Here is a 17,502-nt window from a genome sequence, read left to right on the forward strand (position 1 = left end):
GGCCGGCCATCCGTCATCTGGGGCCGCCTCTCGCCCGCACCCATTCCTCGTACGGCACCGGGTCGGCGTCGCTCTCCGCCTGGCCGACGATGCTCTCGGTGAACCAGGTTCGTAACGACACCATCTCCGGCGTGGAGCGCAGGGTGAGCAGCTGGTGGGTCTCGCTGATCTCGTCGGCCAGGTTGTCCGCGGCCAGCAGCTCAGGGAGCAAGGGCGCCATCTCGCGGGGAAGGGTCATCTCGATGTCGACGTACTCCAGCCCCGCCGCGGCCGCGTCCAGTGCGGTTCGGCGACCCAGGTGGCGCGCGAAGGCCGGTCGGGTGACCAGCCGTTCGATGAGCTCGCCGAGCTCGCGCGGCGGGGTCGGGCCGTCCTCGGAGTCGATGAGCTGGAGCTCACGGACCAGGTCGTCGAGGCGCTGGTCGATCTGGAGCCCGAGCTGCACCGGGCAGGCGGGCAGCTGGACGGTGACCCAGTCCGCGGGCAGGGCCGCCGGCTCGGGCATCGCCTGATCGCCGTAGGCCACCGTCGGAGGTCGTAAGTCGTGCTCGACGCCATCACCGGCGAGCTCGGCCCAGATGCGCCGCCCATCGACACGCTCCTCGATCCCCCACGACTTCGCCAGCACCGACACGATCGCCAGCCCCCGCCCGGTGGTGCCCTGACTCGCGACGGGCGGCGGGGCGACGGCAGGGAGCGGGACCAGCGCGCCGTCGTCCTCGACGCTGAGCCGTACGCCCGGCTCGAGGTCACGCAACCGGACCTGCATGTAGGGGCTGCCGCTGTGCAGGGCGGCGTTCGCCGCCATCTCGGTGACGCACAGGGCGGCATCGTCGACGAGGTGCCCGTGGCCCCACTCGGCCAGCCCGTCGGTGACGAATCTGCGCGCACCGGGCACGCTGACGGTCTCAGCGGCAAGGCGCAGCCGCAGCTCACGGCCTCCGTCCGGCACGGACTTCATGGGGCCAGTGTGCCCCGCGTCCACCCCGTCCGTCAGCGAACTCCGCAGGCCGATCAACCGGCGGTGACGGAGCGTCGGGCACGGTGCCGGCGGACCGCGGCACGGTTGGCGCAGCGGACCGAGCAGTAGCGCTGCCGTCCGTTGCGGGTGACGTCCACGACCACCGCCGAGCACGGGTCGCCCTCGACGTCCCCCGCGGCGCACCGGCCCAGGCGGTGGATGCCCCGGGTGGTCAGGTGCAGCGCTGTGCCCACGCTGATCACCGCTCGCAGCACGTCGGGAAGCGAGTCGTTGGTGTCGTCGCGGAAGTGGAGGTGCCAGCCCTCCCGGTCGTGGTCGGTCAGCCGCGGATACGCGGTCGCCTGCGCCATCAGGTCGTTGAGCAACCGCGCCCTCTCCCCCGGCTCGGGCGCATCGACGACGCGAAGCCACTCATCGATCACCTGCCGAGTGCGCCCGTGGTCATCCGGAGATGCGGCGAAGGCCATCGTCATCCCGAACTCCCGGGTTCGCGCCTCGATGCCGGCCCGGTCCGCCGGCCAGTCGTCGGCGAGCGAGGCGGCCATGAGCACGGCGTACTCCCCGTAAGGGTTGAGATGCATAAGACCATTACAGCAGAGTGGCGACCATGACCGACAGCGCAACAGAGCAGTCCCAGCGCGAGGACACCCTCCACGAGCACGGCTGGCTCACCGAGTCCAGCCATCAGACCTCGGAAGGCCTCATCCTCTATGTGCGCTGCGCCCACTGCGGCGTACGTCGCGTCGACCTCCTGCCTCATCCGTTCCTGCCGCCGCGGGCGCTGAGCCGCGAGCACGGGTGAGCGGAGGGGCGTCACTCTGCCGCGACCACGTGACGGGCGTCGTCGCCGGCCACATGACGATGGCGGCAAGGACGAGGAGCACGCCGGCGGGAGCTTCAGACCAAGGGGCCGTGTCGTGGGAGACATAGCCCGCAGCGATCGGGCCAACGAGGAGGTATGTCGGGAACACGGTCGTCGCCGCGATCAGCAGCGCTGTCACCACCATGCTCACGGGCCGTGCGGCAGACGGCCGGTCTTCGGAAGCCTCTGGCCACCCATCCGGGATGTACCCACCCGCTGCGATCGCGGCAGAAATGATCAACGCGGTGGGCCACAGCACGCCAGCGACAATGAGAGCCGTCAGGTCGAAGCCCGGAACCGAGACCGTCCTGCCCGCGATCCCAGATGCCAAGGCCAGCACGCCGATGCCTGCGAGCACGGCAGCCGGGATCACAGCGAGCGGCCAGAGGACGAGGCGACGAAAGGCGGGCATCAGCAGAAACGGCAGCGCGAACGCCGCGAGGGCCAGCAACAGGACCGAGAGCCCGTAGAGCTCGGCCGCATGCCCGATCGGACGCCACGGGCTGGCCGGCCACTGGTAGTCGTAGAGGTGGTCCTGCCGCTCGAGGCAGGCAGGTTCGTCGAAGCCGCCACGCGGGCACACCCCAGACCAGCGTTGCCACGCTGCCAGGTAGGCGAGAACCCCTGACCCGGCGAGTGCGGCCGAGGTGAGTGCGCGTACGCCGCGGTGTCCCGGCTTCATGCGCTCATGGGAACATGCCATTCAGGCGTTTGAGGTCGGTGCAGCCGTACCTCCTCGATGTTGAGGACGGTCTCGCAGTCGCCGCTGGTCGGCCCTTCAGGATCAAACGTCGTGCTCGCTCACCGCCCGTCGGCTCGACGAGCCGTAACACTCAGGCAGGCTGGGCGTCGCGCAGCCGCTGCGAGATGACGGTGGTGACACCGTCGCCGCGCATGGTCACGCCGTAGAGGGCGTCGCCGACCTCCATGGTGCGCTTCTGGTGGGTGATCACCATGAGCTGGGAGTTCTCGCGCAGCTCTTCATAGATCTCCAGGAGCCGGCCGAGGTTGGTGTCGTCCAGCGCCGCCTCGACCTCGTCGAGGATGTAGAACGGGCTCGGCCGTGCCTTGAACAAGGACACCAGGAACGCGACCGCGACCAAGGACCGCTCGCCACCGGAGAGCAGCGAGAGGCGCTTGACCTTCTTGCCCGGCGGACGCGCCTCGACCTCGATGCCGGTGGTGAGCATGTTCTCGGGGTCGGTCAGGACCAGGCGACCCTCACCACCCGGGAAGAGCCGAGCGAAGACGTGGTCGAAGGCGACGCGTACGTCCTCCCAGGCCTCGGTGAAGACCTGCTCGACGCGGTTGTCGACCTCCTTGACGATGTCCATGAGGTCCTTGCGGGTCTGCTTGAGGTCTTCGAGCTGCTCGGTGAGGAACTTGTTGCGCTCCTCCATCGCCGCGAACTCCTCCAGGGCGAGCGGGTTGACCTTGCCCAGCGCGCGTAGGTTCTTCTCTGCGATCTTGAGCCGCTTGGCCTGCTCGGCCCGGACGTACGGGATCGGCTCGCGCTCGTTGCCGTCCTCATCGGGGTGCTGCGGGACCAGCTGGTCGGGGCCGTAGTCCTTGACGATCGCCTCGGCGTCGAGGCCGAGCTCCTCGAGGATCCGCTCCTCGAGCTGCTCGATCCGCATCCGCTGCTGGGCGCGGGCCATCTCGTCACGGTGGACGGAGTTGACCAGCTCCTCGAGCTCCTTGCCGAGGTTGCGCAGCAGCGAGCGGCACTCGCGCAGCGCCTGCTCGCGCCCGGCCCGGGACTCCTCGATCTCCGTGCGGGCCCGGGCGGCCTGCTGCACCGAGACCTCCAGACGGTCCAGCGCGTACGCCACCGCGGTCCCGACCGCTCGCGCGGCCTCGCCCTCGCGACGCATCTGCTCGCGACGGGCCGCCGCCTTGGCACGCTGTTCCCGCTCCTGCCGGGCCGCACGGAGCAGCCCCTCGGCACGGCCGGCCAGCGCGCGGGCGCGCTCCTCGGAGGTACGCAGCGCCAACCGCGCGTCCATCTCGCGCTGCCGCGCGTCGCGGGCGGCCTGGGCCAGCTCCTCGCGGGCGCTGACGTCGGGCTCGTCCTCGGGGTCCTCCTCGGCCATCGCGAGGCGCTCCTCGAGCTCGGCGAGCCCGGCGACGGCGTTCTCGCGCGCCTCCTGAGCCTGCTCGACGGCCGCCAGCAACCGCTCGGCCTCACCGCGAGCCGCGCGCGACTGCGCACCGAACTGGCCGAGCTCCTCGGCCACCGCTGCCAGGGTGGCATCGGACTCGTGCAGCTTGGCCAGCGCGACGTCGACCCGCTTCTGCGCGGCCAGCCGCTCGGCCTCCAGCCGCGAGGTCTCGAAGGTGGCCCGCTCGGAGACCGCGTGGGCCTCGGCGAGCTGGGCGGTGGCCTCGTCGACCGCGGCCTGCACCTCGATCAGGCTGGGCACGCTGGAGGAGCCGCCGGAGGCGAAGTGGGCGCCGATCAGGTCACCCTCGCGGGTCACCGCGGTGATGCCGGGCTCCGCAGCCACGAGCGCCTGGGCGGCGGCGAGGTCCTCGACAACCGCGACCTTCTCGAGCAGCCGAGCCACCGCGGGCCGCAGCACCGGCTGGCACTCCACCACGTCCAGGGCGTACGCAGCATCGGCAGGCAGCGAGGGCCAGCCCCCTGTCTCCTCGGGCGACCCGCCCAGGAGCAGCCCGGCACGGCCGAGGTCCTCGGTCTTGAGATGCTCGATCGCACCGACGGCCCGCTCGGCGGACTCGACGACGACCGCGTCCGAGGCGGTGCCGAGCGCGGCGGCCACCGCCGCCTCGTAGCCCGAGCGCACCGCCAGCAGCGACGCGACCGAACCCAGCACCCCGGGGAGGTCGGAGCCGAGCAGCGCCCCGGCGCCGTCCTTGCGGTTCAGCCCCATCTCCAGCGCGTCCTTGCGGGCGGCCAGGGTGGAGCGGTCCCGGTCGGCCTGCTGAGCCTCGGCCTGCAGCTTGGCCAGGCGCTCCTCGATGTCCTCGAGAGCGGCGGCGGCGGCCTCGTGCTCGGCGTCGAGGCCCTCCTCCCCCGCGTCCAGCCCGGCAACCTTGGTCTCCAGTGCGGTGAAGTCGCGCTGGGCCCGCTCGGCGCGGGCCAGCGCCTCCTCGCGCGCGGCGGTCAGGCGCCCGACCTCGTCGTCGGCGGCTGCGGCGCGCGACTTGAGCGCGTTGACCTGACCGGCCAGGCGGGCCAGCCCCTCGCGACGGTCGGCGGCGGCGCGCTCGAGCCCCTTGACCCGGCGCTCCTCCTCGGCGGCAGCGTCTTCAGCCGACTTGCGGGACTCGACCGCCTCCTCGAGGGAGTAGCGCAGCTCCTCCACCTCGGCGTCGGCGGTCTCCTCCTGCTCGCGGGCGACCTCGGCCTGGGCCTCGAGCTCCTCGGGGTCGCGCCCCTGACGCACCTCCAGGTCCTCGGAGCCGGCTGCGTTGCGGACCCGCTCGGAGGCGAGCGACTGAGTGCCGCGCAGCCGCTCGCGCAGCGAGTTCAGCGCGAACCAGGTCTCCTGCGCGGCGGCCAGCGCCGGCAGGTCCTCGCGCAGCGCGGCCTCGAGCACGGCCTCCTGCTCGCGGCCCTCCGCGATGGTCTCCTCGACCTCGGCCCGTCGGGCCAGCAGCGCACCCTCGTCAGCGAGCTCCTTGTCGAGCTCGGTCTTGGCGGTGACCAGGTCGTCGGCGTAGATGCGTGACTTCGCATCGCGTACGTCCATCTGCACCGTCTGCGCCTGCCGAGCGACCTCCGCCTGTCGGCCGAGCGGCTTGAGCTGGCGGCGGATCTCGACGAGCAGGTCCTGGAGCCGGTCCAGGTTGACCTGCGTGGAGTCGAGCTTGCGCAGCGCCTTCTCCTTGCGCTTGCGGTGCTTGAGGACACCGGCGGCCTCCTCGATGAAGCCGCGGCGGTCCTCCGGGGTCGCGCGCAGGATCGTGTCGAGCTGGCCCTGGCCGACGATGACGTGCATCTCGCGGCCGATGCCGGAGTCGGAGAGCAGGTCCTGGACGTCGAGCAGCCGGCAGGGGCTGCCGTTGATGGCGTACTCCGAGCCGCCGTTGCGGAACATCGTGCGCGAGATCGTGACCTCGGCGTACTCGATCGGCAGCGCGCCGTCGGTGTTGTCGATCGTCAGCGAGACTTCGGCGCGGCCCAGCGGGGCACGCCCGGAGGTGCCGGCGAAGATGACGTCCTCCATCTTGCCGCCGCGCAGGCTCTTGGCGCCCTGCTCACCCATGACCCAGGCGAGCGCGTCGACGACGTTGGACTTGCCCGAGCCGTTGGGGCCGACGATGCAGGTGATCCCCGGTTCGAGCTCGAGGGTCGTCGCGGAGGCGAACGACTTGAAACCCTTCAGCGTCAGACGCTTGAGGTACATCGGCTTCTCCCCCGGCTCAGGACCACGTGGTCGTACACAGTTCGCAACACATCAGCGTGGCTGAGGTGAGCCAGCAAATCTAATCGCCGCTGCTCAGGGGAACCCCAGCGGGTCGAGGATAACCCGCCGGGTGTCGCGATCGGCGGACCTCGGCCCGAGCCGCCGGTCGAGCCGCCGTAGCCGCTAGGCGGAGGCGTGTCGAGACCAACACGGTCGGCTCGGCGCTCGAGAGGACCGTGTTGGTCTCGACACGCTCGCTGGCGCTCGCGGCTCGACCAGCGGGGGTCTCAGAGGCCGAGCGTCCGCTTCACCTCGGCGCGCAGCTCTCGCAGATGGGCGTCCGCGGCCGTACGCAGACCGGCGACCGCCTCCGGGTCCGGGATGACGCGCTCGGTGAACCTCTCGGCCAGGTCGGCGGCGTCGAAGGCGGAGACGTTGGCCTCCAGCCCGATGCGCTTCATGAAGTTGCGGTTCTTGTTGGTCGCGATCATCACGATCGACGGCACGCCGTACATCGTGGCCACCACCGAGCCGTGGAACTTCATGCTCGCGAACGCGGTGCACTCCCCGATCGCCCGGGTCAGGTCGTCGAGCGACTCGGTGTAGACGACCTCCTTGCCCGCGATGTCGAGGTCGTCGGCATTGGCCACGTCGCGGCGGCCGACGTCCATCGTGCCGAGGATGAGATGACGTACGCGCCATCCCTCCGCGATCGCCTTGCCGGCCATCTCCTCGACGCGCGAGTAGTCGTCGGGCTCGTCCAGGTTGGGGCGGTAGCGGGTGACGACGCCGAGGATCGGCGCCCCTTCGGGCTTGGTCGCAGGGGGAAGGTCGAGCGCGCAGACCATGTCGGGGGCGACCTCGATGTCCAGGTCGGCGGAGATGTTCGCGAGGACCCAGTCGGCGGTCGGCTGGTCGCGTACGCCGATGAACTTCACGTTCGGGTGCTCGAGGAACCGCCTGTGCTTCTCGATGATGTGGGGCTTGATCTCGGTGTTGCGGTAGATCGGCACCCCGATCCCGACCACGAAGACGGGCTTGGCCAGCATCTTGTGGTTGAAGTAGCGCGGGTCCGCCTGCCACGGCTGCAGGATGTCCCCACCGCCGATGAGAATGGCGTCGACCTCGTCGACGATCTCTGCCAGCGGGCGGTCGTAGTACGGCTTGGTCATGTTGTCGGCGAGCACCCGCAGCTCGAACTCCTCGCCGAAGTACTGCTGGTAGACCGACAGGAACAGCTCGTCGCCGTAGTTGCCCGCCCCGAAGAACCCGGCGAGCCCGATGACCGGCTTGCGGCCGCGTCGCTCACGGCGGGCCAGCGCCGCCTTGATCTGCTCCTTGAGCGGGTCGGGTAGGCGGCGAGCCGCGGACCGCAGGACCGGGTGGTGGCGCAACGAGGACAACGGAGAGCTCCTGGGGGATCACGAAACGGGCCACCGGCGGTGGCGAACCGCGCGAGCGTAGCGACGCCGGGAAGTCCGCGGCGCCCATCGGCCGAACCCGAGGTGAACGCTCGGCGACCATCTACATGCGGTGGTCGAGCTCGTCGAGACCCCCGAAAAGGTCGAAACCGACCCTGAGTACAGAGTCGGTTCCCCCTGAGCGAGGCCAGCCTTGAAAATAGCGCTCGCTCGTGGTGTTGCAGAGTTGCCCGCAGGTCAGGCGGGCTGCATCTCCTGCATCGAGGTGTCCAGGTCTGCGGTGTGAGCCGCGACCAGTGCGTCGTTCTCCGTCTTCAGAGTGAGAACGAGATCCTCGAGCTCACGCACACGTGCACGCAACCGAGCATTCTCGGCGGTGAGGTGGGCGGGAGTCCGCAGGTCGCTGCTCATGTAACCGATCAGCGCCTTCGCCATGAATACGTTTCCTTCGTTGGAATCACTAGAAGTTCCCGCGATACCGGGCCGTCTACAAGGGTGACACCGTTATCGACAAGCGTCAACGTCACGCGTCCAAAGCCGGGACCTACGTCCATGCATTCCCCGCGAATACGGCCGAAACCTGAGTGGATAACACTCAACTTCGGCTCGTTTCGGCCTCAGCCGCGGCGCCGGCGCTCCCGCAGCTGCATGAGCTCCTTCTTCTCCTTGCTGGTCAGCGAGTCAGCACCCTCGGCGTGGATCTTCTCGAGGAGCTCGTCCATCCGCTGGTCGTCCTTGGAGACGGTCGAGGACTCCCAGGGACCGGTGACCACGGTCGGGCCCGACTTGCGCTTCTTGGCCTTGGGCGCCTTCGGCTGCCCCGGCCCACCGGCCACCTGCGGGATCCACGGGAACCGGTCGAGCAGCCCGAACTGGCGCGCCACGAACGCGTTGATGCCGAGGCCGACGACGAAGACGAGCAGCATCACCCAGCTGCGGTAGCCGAGGTACTGGATCAGCTGGATGCCGACGAGGATCACACCGAAGAGCCAGGCCGGGATGTTGAACATGAACATCCGGTCCGGCCACTGCGCGATCCACAGCAGCACCACCATCATCTCGAGCATCCCGAGACCGAAGAGGGCGTACGAGGGGTCCAGCACCGCGCCGAAGAGGACGGCCAGGACCGAGAGCACCGCGGTGAACGCCACCAGCAGCCAGGCGAACCGGACCCGGCCGAGCTCGTTGCGCTCGAGGTCGGACCCGAAGTACCAGAAGAAGAAGATCGCCAGGACGTCGAAGATGCCGAACTGCGGGTAGGCGAACGGCCAGGTCAGCAGCGTCCACAGCTTGAGCTCGGCGATGTTGGGCTGGATCAGCGCCAACCCGGCGACGCCCGCGCCGCCCAGCACGGCGAAGAGGATCAGCCCGACGATGCTCGCAAAGACCACGAGCCACGTCGTGGTCACCCCCAAGGACCCGATGTGGAACCAAGGCTCGTGGGGGTGTCGGCCGCCAGGGGTCAACCGGAAACGTTCTCGCACGGGCCGAGCCTATCCACGCATTGGTTGCCGCGTCAGCAGGGCACTCCCACCGACTTTCTCGATGTTGCCCAGATCCGGGGGCAGCGCCGGATCGTTGCGCCACGGATGCCGCCCAAAGGCTGCCCTGGCGCCGTACCTGTCGATCATCGCGATCAGCGCGACGAGGTCCTCGGCCCGGTCCTGGGCGACCAGCCAGGCCATCAGCCGTTGAGCACGCGGAACCGTCGTGTGCTCGAACGGCACCCCGGCGTCGTACCAGAACTCCAGGACGGCGCCGCGCAGCAGCTCCCAGTAGCGGCTCGGCTCCTCGGTGTCGGGGTGAACGGCCGCACGGAAGTGCTCCCACATGTCGATCGGCAACACCTCGGCGAGCAGGGTCTCCATGAGCTTCGCCGAGCCCGCCGCGCGAACGAGGTCGATGGTCTGGCGCTTGGTGTCGATCCGCTCGACGAGGTTCGCGATCTGCGCCCGCCGCTGCGTCGCCGAGGACCGGTCGGCGCGGACCTGCCAGTCGTAGACGATCTCCGTCATGACGTCGAAGGAGTTCGCGGCGAGGAACACCTGCGTGAGCGCGACCTGATCCTGGTAGCGGGTGCGCTCGGGGAAGGCGATCGCGTTCTCCGTCCAGAACGAGCGCCGGAAGATCTTGTTCCACACGAAGATGTCGGCAAGCATCAACGGCGCATCCTCGATCCGGCACCGGAGCCGTTCCTCGGCGTGGTTGCGGCGCATCAGCGGTGTCATGAACCTGCGCTCCACCCCACCCTCGACGGCGACCCGCTCTGCCGCGCCGACCGCGAAGTCCGAGCCCGTACGCCGCAGCGACCGCACCATCGCCGACCAGGCGTCCTGCGGAAGCGTGTCGTCGGGGTCGACGAACGTCAGCAGCTCTCCGGTCGCCGCATCGATCCCGGTGTGGCGCGCACGCGAGACCCCCGAGTTCGGCTGGGTGATCACGGTGACGCAGCCCTCCTCGGCGGCCACGCGTCGCAGGATCTGTGCCGACCCGTCGGTCGAGCCGTCGTCGACGACGATCACCTCGAGCCTCGCGATCTCGCTCCGCGGCTGGTCCAGGATGCTGCGCAGGCTCTTCTCGACGTACTCCGCCACGTTGTAGACCGGCACGACCACGCTGAGCGTCGGCCTGCCACCCAGCATCGCTCTCGCCCGACGGACCCCGGCGTCCGTCCGCCGGCGCCAGCCCGTCACGCCGATCCGTTCTCGTACGCGCTGATCCGGTCACGAAGCGACCGCTTCAACGCATTGAGGCGGTAGATCTCCTCGGTCGCCGTCACCAGCGCGGCGCCCACCTCGGCCTCCTCCGGCGTCCCCGCGGCAGGGCGGAAGACATGGGTCGGCGTGAGGTTGTAGGTGCCCGTCTGGACGTAGCCCATCCGGCTCATCCACGAGGAGACCTTCTGATATCCCGTCAGCGTTCCGCACTCGACGTACAGGAGAGGGCGGTCGCGGCCGATGAGCTCGACCGCGCCCTCGAGCACGTCGATCTCGGCCCCTTCGACATCGATCTTGAGCGCCGCCACGCGGGCCGGAAACTGCTCCTCGTCGAGAGCGACGACCGCGAAGTCGCCCTCCTCGTCCGCGACCGCGACGGACTGCGCCCCCAGGTTCGTCGCATCGAGGTCAGCAAGCGTGCCGCGTGCGGACGTGGCGTGGACGCCGACGTCCCGGACGACGACCCGGTCACCGAGGTCGTTGGCCTCGAGGCTCGCGGTGATTCCCGCGACCAGCTCAGGATTCGGCTCGTACGCGACGACGCGGAGCCCTCCGACCACCGCCAGGTACAGGGTGTGGTTGCCGATGTTCGCCCCGACATCGACCACGAGGTCTCCCGGCTCGAGGGCAGCGACCATCGCCTCGAGCATCTGTTCTTCATAGGGGCGGCCGGTGCGTACCAGGTTCGACTGGATGTAGTCGATCTCGGCGTGTGGCACACAGACCGTGTAACTCCGCCCTGCGACCTCGAGCTTCGTCATCTGGGCCGGGGATGTCATGCCGTCAGTCATTCGTCGTTCTCTTTCGCAGCGCAAGGATGGACCCCAGCTGGCCTATGGGACTGCGGGGCAGAGTCTTTCGACGAGGCGTCACTACAAGTCATCTCGATGCGTTCGAGCGGGCCGAGTCGCTCGGCGAGGTCCTCGCCCACATGCTTCGCCCAACTCGCCGTTACGTGGTTCAGATCCTGGTAGAGGATCGATTCTCCAACGACCAGCGGGCAGCGTCGGTTACACATCAGGCCGACCGTCGGAACGAAACGAGCATCGGTCCCCTCGACCGCACGTCGGGTCAACTGGTTGCGTTCCACCTCGACACCGGCGGCTACGGTCACACACTCGTCGAGCCGGTCAGCCGACGCGAGGCAGTCGGCAGGATCCGGCCGCGAAGGGATATCGGCCAGAACCCGCACATCCGCCGATATCCCCGTCAGTCGATCAACGACGCTCCTCACTCCGGTCTCCCACTGCTCCCCGAGGTCCCTGGGATCACCTGGATGCGACTTCAGCCCGGCTCTGGTGCCGACGATGATGGTGTCGGGCTGGATCTTCGCCAACCGCCGCATCGTCCACTCACGGAACGCGTCGCACTCCGCGTCAGGCATTTTGTCGCTGGTCGTGGCAACGTCCCACGTCGGGCACGAGTGTTTGATGATGGCAACGAGCCGTACCCGCTCTCGCTGGGCGATCAGATCCAAAGCCGGCAGCCACATACCTGCGTGCGAGTCGCCGACAACGGCAACGACTCGATCAGCCTTCGCGTCGCCGTAGACGCAGTAGCGCGAAACCGTTTCCCCGTACGTCGCAGCACACCCGTAGCCGCTCCTAGCCCAAACATCGTCGACATCGACGGCCATACCTGGCGGAACCGGCGCACCCCTGTCGGCAAGCCCCAGGGCCGCGCGAAGCTGCGCACGCAGGGGCGCACTCTCATCGACGGCGTACGCCGCGTCGTCGTTTTGGAACCACGCCTCGGCCGCTACCGCACGCTGGTCGGCACGAAAGCCGGAGTAGGTCTGCGCGCCGAGTCCCGCGACCAGCGCGATCACCAAGGCAGCCGGCCACAGAGCCAGCGTTCGGGGTCCGCCCCTGAACACCGGGAGGCGTCGCTGCAGGAACGGCTGCTCGATCCAGTGGTAGCTCGCCATCGACAGCACGAGCACCAGCACGATCTCGACCAGCGCCACCGGCCAGCCACCGCCAGGCAGCAGCTCGGGCACCAGGATGAGCACCGGCCAGTGCCACAGGTACAGGGAGTACGAGAGATCTCCGAGGTACCTCAACGGCGCGACAGAGAGGATCCTGCCCGTCGGTGTCTCAGGACCCGCAACAAGAAGTGCTGCAGTGCCGATCACCGGAACCAGGGCCAGTGCGCCCGGGAACGGCAGGTGCTCGCTGAAGGTGACAGCAGCGAACACAAGCGCGCCGGCACCCAGCACGCCGAGGACCGCACCGACATGTCGGTTCAATGGCCCACGTCGCCTGAGCAAGCAGGCGAGGAGCGCTCCGACGGCGAGCTCGTGCGCACGCGCGAAGGTCGAGAAGTACGAGGTCGCGGGGCTGATCGCTGTGGCGTAGATCGACCAAGCGACCGACGCGACGACAACAGTCGCCGCCATCGTTGCGACCACGGTGGTGGCCGAGGCCCTGGTCGACGCCCGGACCAGCAGCGCGGCCACGAGGACCGCCAGCGGCCACACGAGGTAGAACTGCTCCTCCACCGACAGCGACCAGTAGTGCTGGAGCGGTGACGGCGCCTCGGTGTTGAAGTAGTCGACCGCATCCAGCGCGAAGTGGACGTTCGCCATGAACGCGGCCGACCACACCGAGTCGCCGGCGATCGACTCGGTCCGGTGTTCCGGTAGCAGGAGCGCGCTGGCCACCAGGACCGAGACCATGGTCACCGTCGCGGCCGGGAGAATCCTGAGCGCGCGCCGGACGTAGAACCTGGAGATGCTCACCCGACCGTCGCGATCGATCTCGCGCAGGAGCAGACCCGTGATCAGGAACCCCGAGATCACGAAGAAGACATCGACTCCGATGAATCCGCCAGGGGTGCCCGGCACTCCGGCGTGACCGGCGATGACCAGGCCGACGGCCAGTGCACGCAGCCCCTGGATATCGAGCCGTCTGAACGAAGACATGACGGTACGGTCCCTGCTAGATCAGCGGCGCCGTGTCGATGTCGTCCGGGCCGATCATACGACCGTCCTCCGCGACACCTCGGATGCGCTGCAGCAGGGCGTCGCGGGAAACGCCCAGGGAGTTCTGGACATGGTCGAGAACACGGTTGAGCGCCGCATCGTTGCCGCCTTGGAAGCTGTTCGCTCGCCACAGGCCCACCGACTGGACTTCCTCGATCGTCTCGTAGCCGGCCTCCTTGCGCGGCATCCACACCGGATAGCCGTTCATCGTCGCCATGACCTTGAGCCACAGGTCGTCCGCGCGCAGCGACGTGCTCTGGATGGCATCCACGTCGAAGGCTGCCTTTGGCAGCGCGCCCGGCGGATAGAGCACGCCGGCGATTCCGGTCGGCAGCAACTGGTAGGACTGCGTGCCACGGAGGAACTGGCAGTTGTAGATCCATCCGTCGTACTCTCGCAGGCTTCCGTCGGGTCGGAACATGACGAGGTTGGCGCGCTCGCTGATGATGGCGCGGGGATTCTCGAGGTGACCCTGATAGAGGCTCTCGACCAGGTTCTCGCTGTAGACGACATCGTCGTCGACAGTGATGACGAGAGCGTCGGGATACTTCTGCATCGCGTAGAAGTACTTCTTGTGGGGCGCGATGTCACCGTCGACCCAGGCTATGCGGAAGCCGTCGCCGACCCGGCCCACCAGGTCCTGGGGCAGGTCGGCTTCCTTGCGCGGGAAGTTCTGCGTCGAGAGCCAGAGCACCACCTGGTCTGCCGGCATCGTCTGCTGCAGCAGCGAGTCGATGCAGGTCCCCAGGACGTGGGTCCGCGTCGGGATGGACGTGAGGGAGACAATCAGCTGGGGCCGGTTCCGGACACCAGCCTTCGGCGACTTCGCCGCCACCTCGAGTCTCGCCCAGTCGCGTCGTCTACCGACGGCTCCCGCCTCGATCCTGCGGTTGAACATCGCTCCCAGGTCTCGGTGATACACGTCCATGCTCGCGCGCTCGTCGTACGAGCGGCGCGACGCCGCACCCATCGCGCGGACGCTCTGCTCGTCCTTGTCCATCATGGCGATGAAGGCGTCGCGGAGCGCCTCGACGCTGCCCGACTCGATCACCAGACCGTTGTCGTCATCGACCACGTACTTCGCGCCGACGTTCTCGGTCACGATCAGGGGCTTCGAGAGCATGGCGCCCTCGAGTGCCACCAACGAGAACGACTCATCTCGCGACGCGACCACAACCGTGTCCATCCGCGAGAGCAGCTCGATCTTGCGGCGCTCGTCGGAGACGAGTCCGTGGAAGTGGATTCCCTCATCGCCCTCGATCTGGCCGAACAGGTACGAGCTGAAGCTCGAACCGCTGTTGATGAATCCACCGGCGAAGTGAAGCTCGGCCCGCTCGCGGTAGGTCTCAGGAAGCGACTTGTACGCCGCCACGAACAGGTCGTAGCCCTTGCGATGCTCGATGGTGCCGAGCTGGATGAACCGGTGCTTGCCACCGGCCTCGAACTCGTAGGGGCCGGCGAGCTCGGCGACGTCCTCGACGCTGTTGTGAACGACCTCGATGGGGCCCTCGGCATACTTGGCGACGGCGGCCGCGGCGTACTCGCTGACGACGCACACGCTCTTGCTGTGCCGCAGGGTCTCGCGACGTTCCGGGTTCGACCTGAAGAAGTCCGGGAGGTTCGAGGCCTCACGCACGTACCAGACGACCGGGACCCGGCCTTCGAGTGCGCGGACATAGTCGTCGGTGACGACGGTGTTGCACACCACCAGCTCGACGCCATCGGGAAGACGGTTGAACACCTTGTTCGGTCGAGCGGGGTTCGTGCGGACGACCTCGACCCGGAAGCCGTATGCCTCGAACTCCTTCGCGAACGGCCCGGGCTTCGCCGTCCAGACGACCGGCTCGAAGCCCTGGGCCGCTGCTACCTTACACATCCGGAGGAGGCTGCGTGGCGCACCGGCATAGATCATCTCCGGCGAGATGAAGACGATGCGGCGCGGCGTGGCGGACTCTGCCCGCTCCAGCACTCCGGTTACCCCAGCGGCTGGGATCGCCAGTGGGTTCGACGTCGTCGCGCCGGGGAGGGAGAAGAGATCGCCGAAACGTTCGGTGTGTGTCTCCTCGCCGAACAGCGCCGGTGTGGCGTCGTAGATGAAGTCCTTGTAGACCTCGTACAGGTACGCCTCGTTCTCGATCGCGGCCCGAAGCGGATTGAAGGCGACGTACGGCGAGACCGGCCGGATGTCGGCGTGAGCACCGGAGTAGGCGCGGTAGGCGGTCACGAAGTCCTCGATGCCGCGCTGCATCTCAGAGATCTGTTCGACATTGCGGGGCGCATTGTTGCCGCGCAGCGCGATCGGGTTGCCGTCCTCGTCGAAGCCGTAGCCGACGACGCTGGACGCCACCTCGGTGAAGAGATACTCCAGCGGGTGGTGGAGGAGGTCGGTGCGGCGAACCGCGTTCCGACCACCCGGCATCATGAACCGGGTCAGGTCCATGTTCGCGAACGGCGAGTAGACATAGGGACTGATGAACCCGTCCGCGACGGCGTCGGTGAGCTGCTCGGAGCGGCTCGTGCACATCAGCGCGCCGAACACCTCCAGCGAGCGATCGGCCATCGCCGTACGGAAGAAGTGCCGCAACGCGGTCAGGCACGTTCCGCTCCAGCCGATGTCGACGATCAGCACGCGCTGAGCATCGCCGACAGCGTTCTCGAAGTAGCGCTTGGCGGCCTCCTTGCTGGTGCGGTTGTGCTCCTCGATGACCGCCTTGTGGTCCCAGAAGAACTGCTCGAGCTTCCGGCGGTTGGCGCTGGCCGGGAACAGGAACCGTTCGATGTCAGCCTGCTCCAGGTAGGGCACCAGGTAGTCAAACCCGGTGTCGCACATGAGCTGCTCGATGGTCTTGGAGTTGCGCGACTCGCCGAACCAGCGGAAGAAGGATCGGCCGATGTAGTCATCGAAGTTCAGGTCCAGCGTGATCCCGGAGACCGCATAGCGCGAGATGTCGATGTAGGCGCTGTCCACGCTGCCGTAGTCACGCTCGTAGACGCGGGAGAGGACGTCGCAGTCACGACCGCAGAACAGGACCTTGTCCACCGACTTCTCGCGAACGACCTGCTCGATGAACTCACAGAATCCCAGGGCGAGGATCCCGCCGACGCGATAGCCGTGCGTGTAGTGGAGTCCCTCGGTCCAGGTACCAGCGCCGAGGGTGTTGTCGACCAGCGCACCGTAGAAGCTCCCGGCGAGGTTGCCCATGTCCGGTTCCCGCACGAGCTGGTGCTGGTCGGGGTTGTAGACCGCTGCGAGCCCGGCCTTGACGGACTTCTCGACGTCCGCCTCGTACACGTCGCCGACGTGCACGATGGACGTCTCGCTGCCGTAGTTGTCGATGAGCACCTTCTGCAGGGTCCCGTCGCCCTTGCGGCGCAGATACTCGTTGGAGACGTAGACCTTCTCGTAGCCGGTGAATCCGTTGCGTACGAGCATCTGTTCCAGGACGTCCCGCGGGAGGTACATGTCAGACATGAACACGATGGTCTTGTCCATCGCGATGAGCCGGTCGAAGACGGCCTTGATGTACGGGTTCGCGCGGGAGACCTCGACCTCGAGGGCCTGCTCCATCTCCTCCCATGCCGGGGGCGCGCCGTAGCGTTCCTCCATCACCGCGTAGATCTCACGGAGGGTGACCTCCCGCGTGCCGTGGCGGCGGCCCTTCTCCATGCGAGCGTGGCCTTCGGCGTTCTTGCGGATGCGCGCGAACCTGTCGATGCCCAGCCGGGACCCCATGATCCGAAAGACGTCGTTGGGACGCTCGACGGTTCGGTGAAGGGCGGTGTCGAAGATGTCGAAGGAGATCACGTCGTGCTCGGCCAGGGTGGCGACCATCTCATCGATCCCGAGCCGCTCCTCGCTGTCGGGCTTCACGTAGTAGGGCCGATCGAGGGCCGAGTCGTCGGCGAGAGTCTCCCCCAGCCGGCCACGCAGACGCTCGACCTTCGTCTGCAGCCGCGTCTGCTGGTCGAGCAGCCGGGTGTAGCGGGATACGACCGGACCGCCGCTGGTCGGGCGACCGAACAGCACCAGCTTGTGTTCGCCGTCCACCTCTGCGACGCGCACCATCCGATGACGCAGCCCGAGCTTGTTGGTCGGCTGCTCGCCCATACCGGCAGGCATGGTTCCTCCTTGTGTTTCTGGGGTGACGACAGTGCGGGCGGACC

11 protein-coding genes are annotated in these 17,502 nt (G+C 68.1%); 1 reads left to right on the plus strand and 10 read right to left on the minus strand.

What is annotated here, in order from left to right; genetic code table 11:
* Positions 1-13: 13 nt before the first annotated feature.
* Both ABZ796_RS09965 and ABZ796_RS09970 read right to left on the minus strand, forming a co-directional pair.
* Positions 14-961 carry an ATP-binding protein gene (locus ABZ796_RS09965; RefSeq protein ID WP_357336563.1) on the minus strand — a complete coding sequence of 316 codons (948 nt, stop codon included), beginning with the start codon at positions 959-961 and terminating at the stop codon, positions 14-16.
* Between the two features lie 53 nt (positions 962-1,014).
* Positions 1,015-1,563, minus strand: coding sequence for a CGNR zinc finger domain-containing protein (locus ABZ796_RS09970; protein ID WP_357336564.1), 549 nt, complete (start codon positions 1,561-1,563; stop codon positions 1,015-1,017).
* A 26-nt stretch (positions 1,564-1,589) separates the two neighbouring features.
* Between ABZ796_RS09970 and ABZ796_RS09975 the strand changes: the two genes are divergently transcribed.
* The gene (locus ABZ796_RS09975; protein ID WP_357336566.1) at positions 1,590-1,784 is read left to right on the plus strand and encodes a hypothetical protein; all 195 of its coding nucleotides are present in this window, start codon (positions 1,590-1,592) and stop codon (positions 1,782-1,784) included.
* Between the two features lie 893 nt (positions 1,785-2,677).
* Here the strand turns inward: ABZ796_RS09975 and smc are convergent.
* The 8 genes from smc to ABZ796_RS10015 form a co-directional block, all read right to left on the minus strand.
* Positions 2,678-6,217 (minus strand): chromosome segregation protein SMC, encoded by a 3,540-nt coding sequence (gene smc / locus ABZ796_RS09980; protein WP_357336567.1) that lies wholly within the window; start codon positions 6,215-6,217, stop codon positions 2,678-2,680.
* 287 nt (positions 6,218-6,504) lie between these two features.
* Positions 6,505-7,620 carry a polysaccharide pyruvyl transferase family protein gene (locus tag ABZ796_RS09985; RefSeq protein WP_357336569.1) on the minus strand — a complete coding sequence of 372 codons (1,116 nt, stop codon included), beginning with the start codon at positions 7,618-7,620 and terminating at the stop codon, positions 6,505-6,507.
* A gap of 255 nt (positions 7,621-7,875) precedes the next feature.
* On the minus strand, positions 7,876-8,073 hold the full coding sequence (locus ABZ796_RS09990) for a hypothetical protein (RefSeq protein WP_141803713.1): 198 nt from the start codon (positions 8,071-8,073) through the stop codon (positions 7,876-7,878).
* Positions 8,074-8,255: 182 nt separating this feature from the next.
* Positions 8,256-9,047 (minus strand): DUF6576 domain-containing protein, encoded by a 792-nt coding sequence (locus ABZ796_RS09995; protein WP_357336571.1) that lies wholly within the window; start codon positions 9,045-9,047, stop codon positions 8,256-8,258.
* 84 nt (positions 9,048-9,131) lie between these two features.
* Positions 9,132-10,280, minus strand: coding sequence for a glycosyltransferase family 2 protein (locus ABZ796_RS10000; protein WP_357336573.1), 1,149 nt, complete (start codon positions 10,278-10,280; stop codon positions 9,132-9,134).
* Positions 10,281-10,327: 47 nt separating this feature from the next.
* Complete coding sequence (locus tag ABZ796_RS10005; RefSeq protein WP_357336575.1) at positions 10,328-11,134, minus strand: FkbM family methyltransferase; 807 nt, start codon at positions 11,132-11,134, stop codon at positions 10,328-10,330.
* Positions 11,135-11,142: 8 nt separating this feature from the next.
* Complete coding sequence (locus ABZ796_RS10010) at positions 11,143-13,278, minus strand: acyltransferase family protein (RefSeq protein ID WP_357336576.1); 2,136 nt, start codon at positions 13,276-13,278, stop codon at positions 11,143-11,145.
* A 16-nt stretch (positions 13,279-13,294) separates the two neighbouring features.
* A complete protein-coding gene (locus ABZ796_RS10015; protein ID WP_357336578.1) occupies positions 13,295-17,458 on the minus strand; it encodes a glycosyltransferase in 4,164 nt (1,387 codons plus the stop codon).
* Positions 17,459-17,502 lie beyond the last annotated feature (44 nt).

Origin of the sequence: Nocardioides sp. NPDC047086, assembly GCF_040643685.1 — a bacterium.
Taxonomy (GTDB): Bacteria; Actinomycetota; Actinomycetes; order Propionibacteriales; family Nocardioidaceae; genus Nocardioides.

What these genes read in the sequence shown, in the direction of transcription:
- ABZ796_RS09965 (WP_357336563.1), bottom strand. Translation starts at nt 961, where the DNA reads ATGAAGTCCGTGCCGGACGGAGGCCGTGAGCTGCGGCTGCGCCTTGCC.
- ABZ796_RS09970 (WP_357336564.1), bottom strand. Translation starts at nt 1,563, where the DNA reads ATGCATCTCAACCCTTACGGGGAGTACGCCGTGCTCATGGCCGCCTCG.
- ABZ796_RS09975 (WP_357336566.1), top strand. Translation starts at nt 1,590, where the DNA reads ATGACCGACAGCGCAACAGAGCAGTCCCAGCGCGAGGACACCCTCCAC.
- smc (WP_357336567.1), bottom strand. Translation starts at nt 6,217, where the DNA reads ATGTACCTCAAGCGTCTGACGCTGAAGGGTTTCAAGTCGTTCGCCTCC.
- ABZ796_RS09990 (WP_141803713.1), bottom strand. Translation starts at nt 8,073, where the DNA reads ATGGCGAAGGCGCTGATCGGTTACATGAGCAGCGACCTGCGGACTCCC.
- ABZ796_RS10000 (WP_357336573.1), bottom strand. Translation starts at nt 10,280, where the DNA reads ATGCTGGGTGGCAGGCCGACGCTCAGCGTGGTCGTGCCGGTCTACAAC.
- ABZ796_RS10005 (WP_357336575.1), bottom strand. Translation starts at nt 11,134, where the DNA reads ATGACATCCCCGGCCCAGATGACGAAGCTCGAGGTCGCAGGGCGGAGT.
- ABZ796_RS10010 (WP_357336576.1), bottom strand. Translation starts at nt 13,278, where the DNA reads ATGTCTTCGTTCAGACGGCTCGATATCCAGGGGCTGCGTGCACTGGCC.
- ABZ796_RS10015 (WP_357336578.1), bottom strand. Translation starts at nt 17,458, where the DNA reads ATGCCTGCCGGTATGGGCGAGCAGCCGACCAACAAGCTCGGGCTGCGT.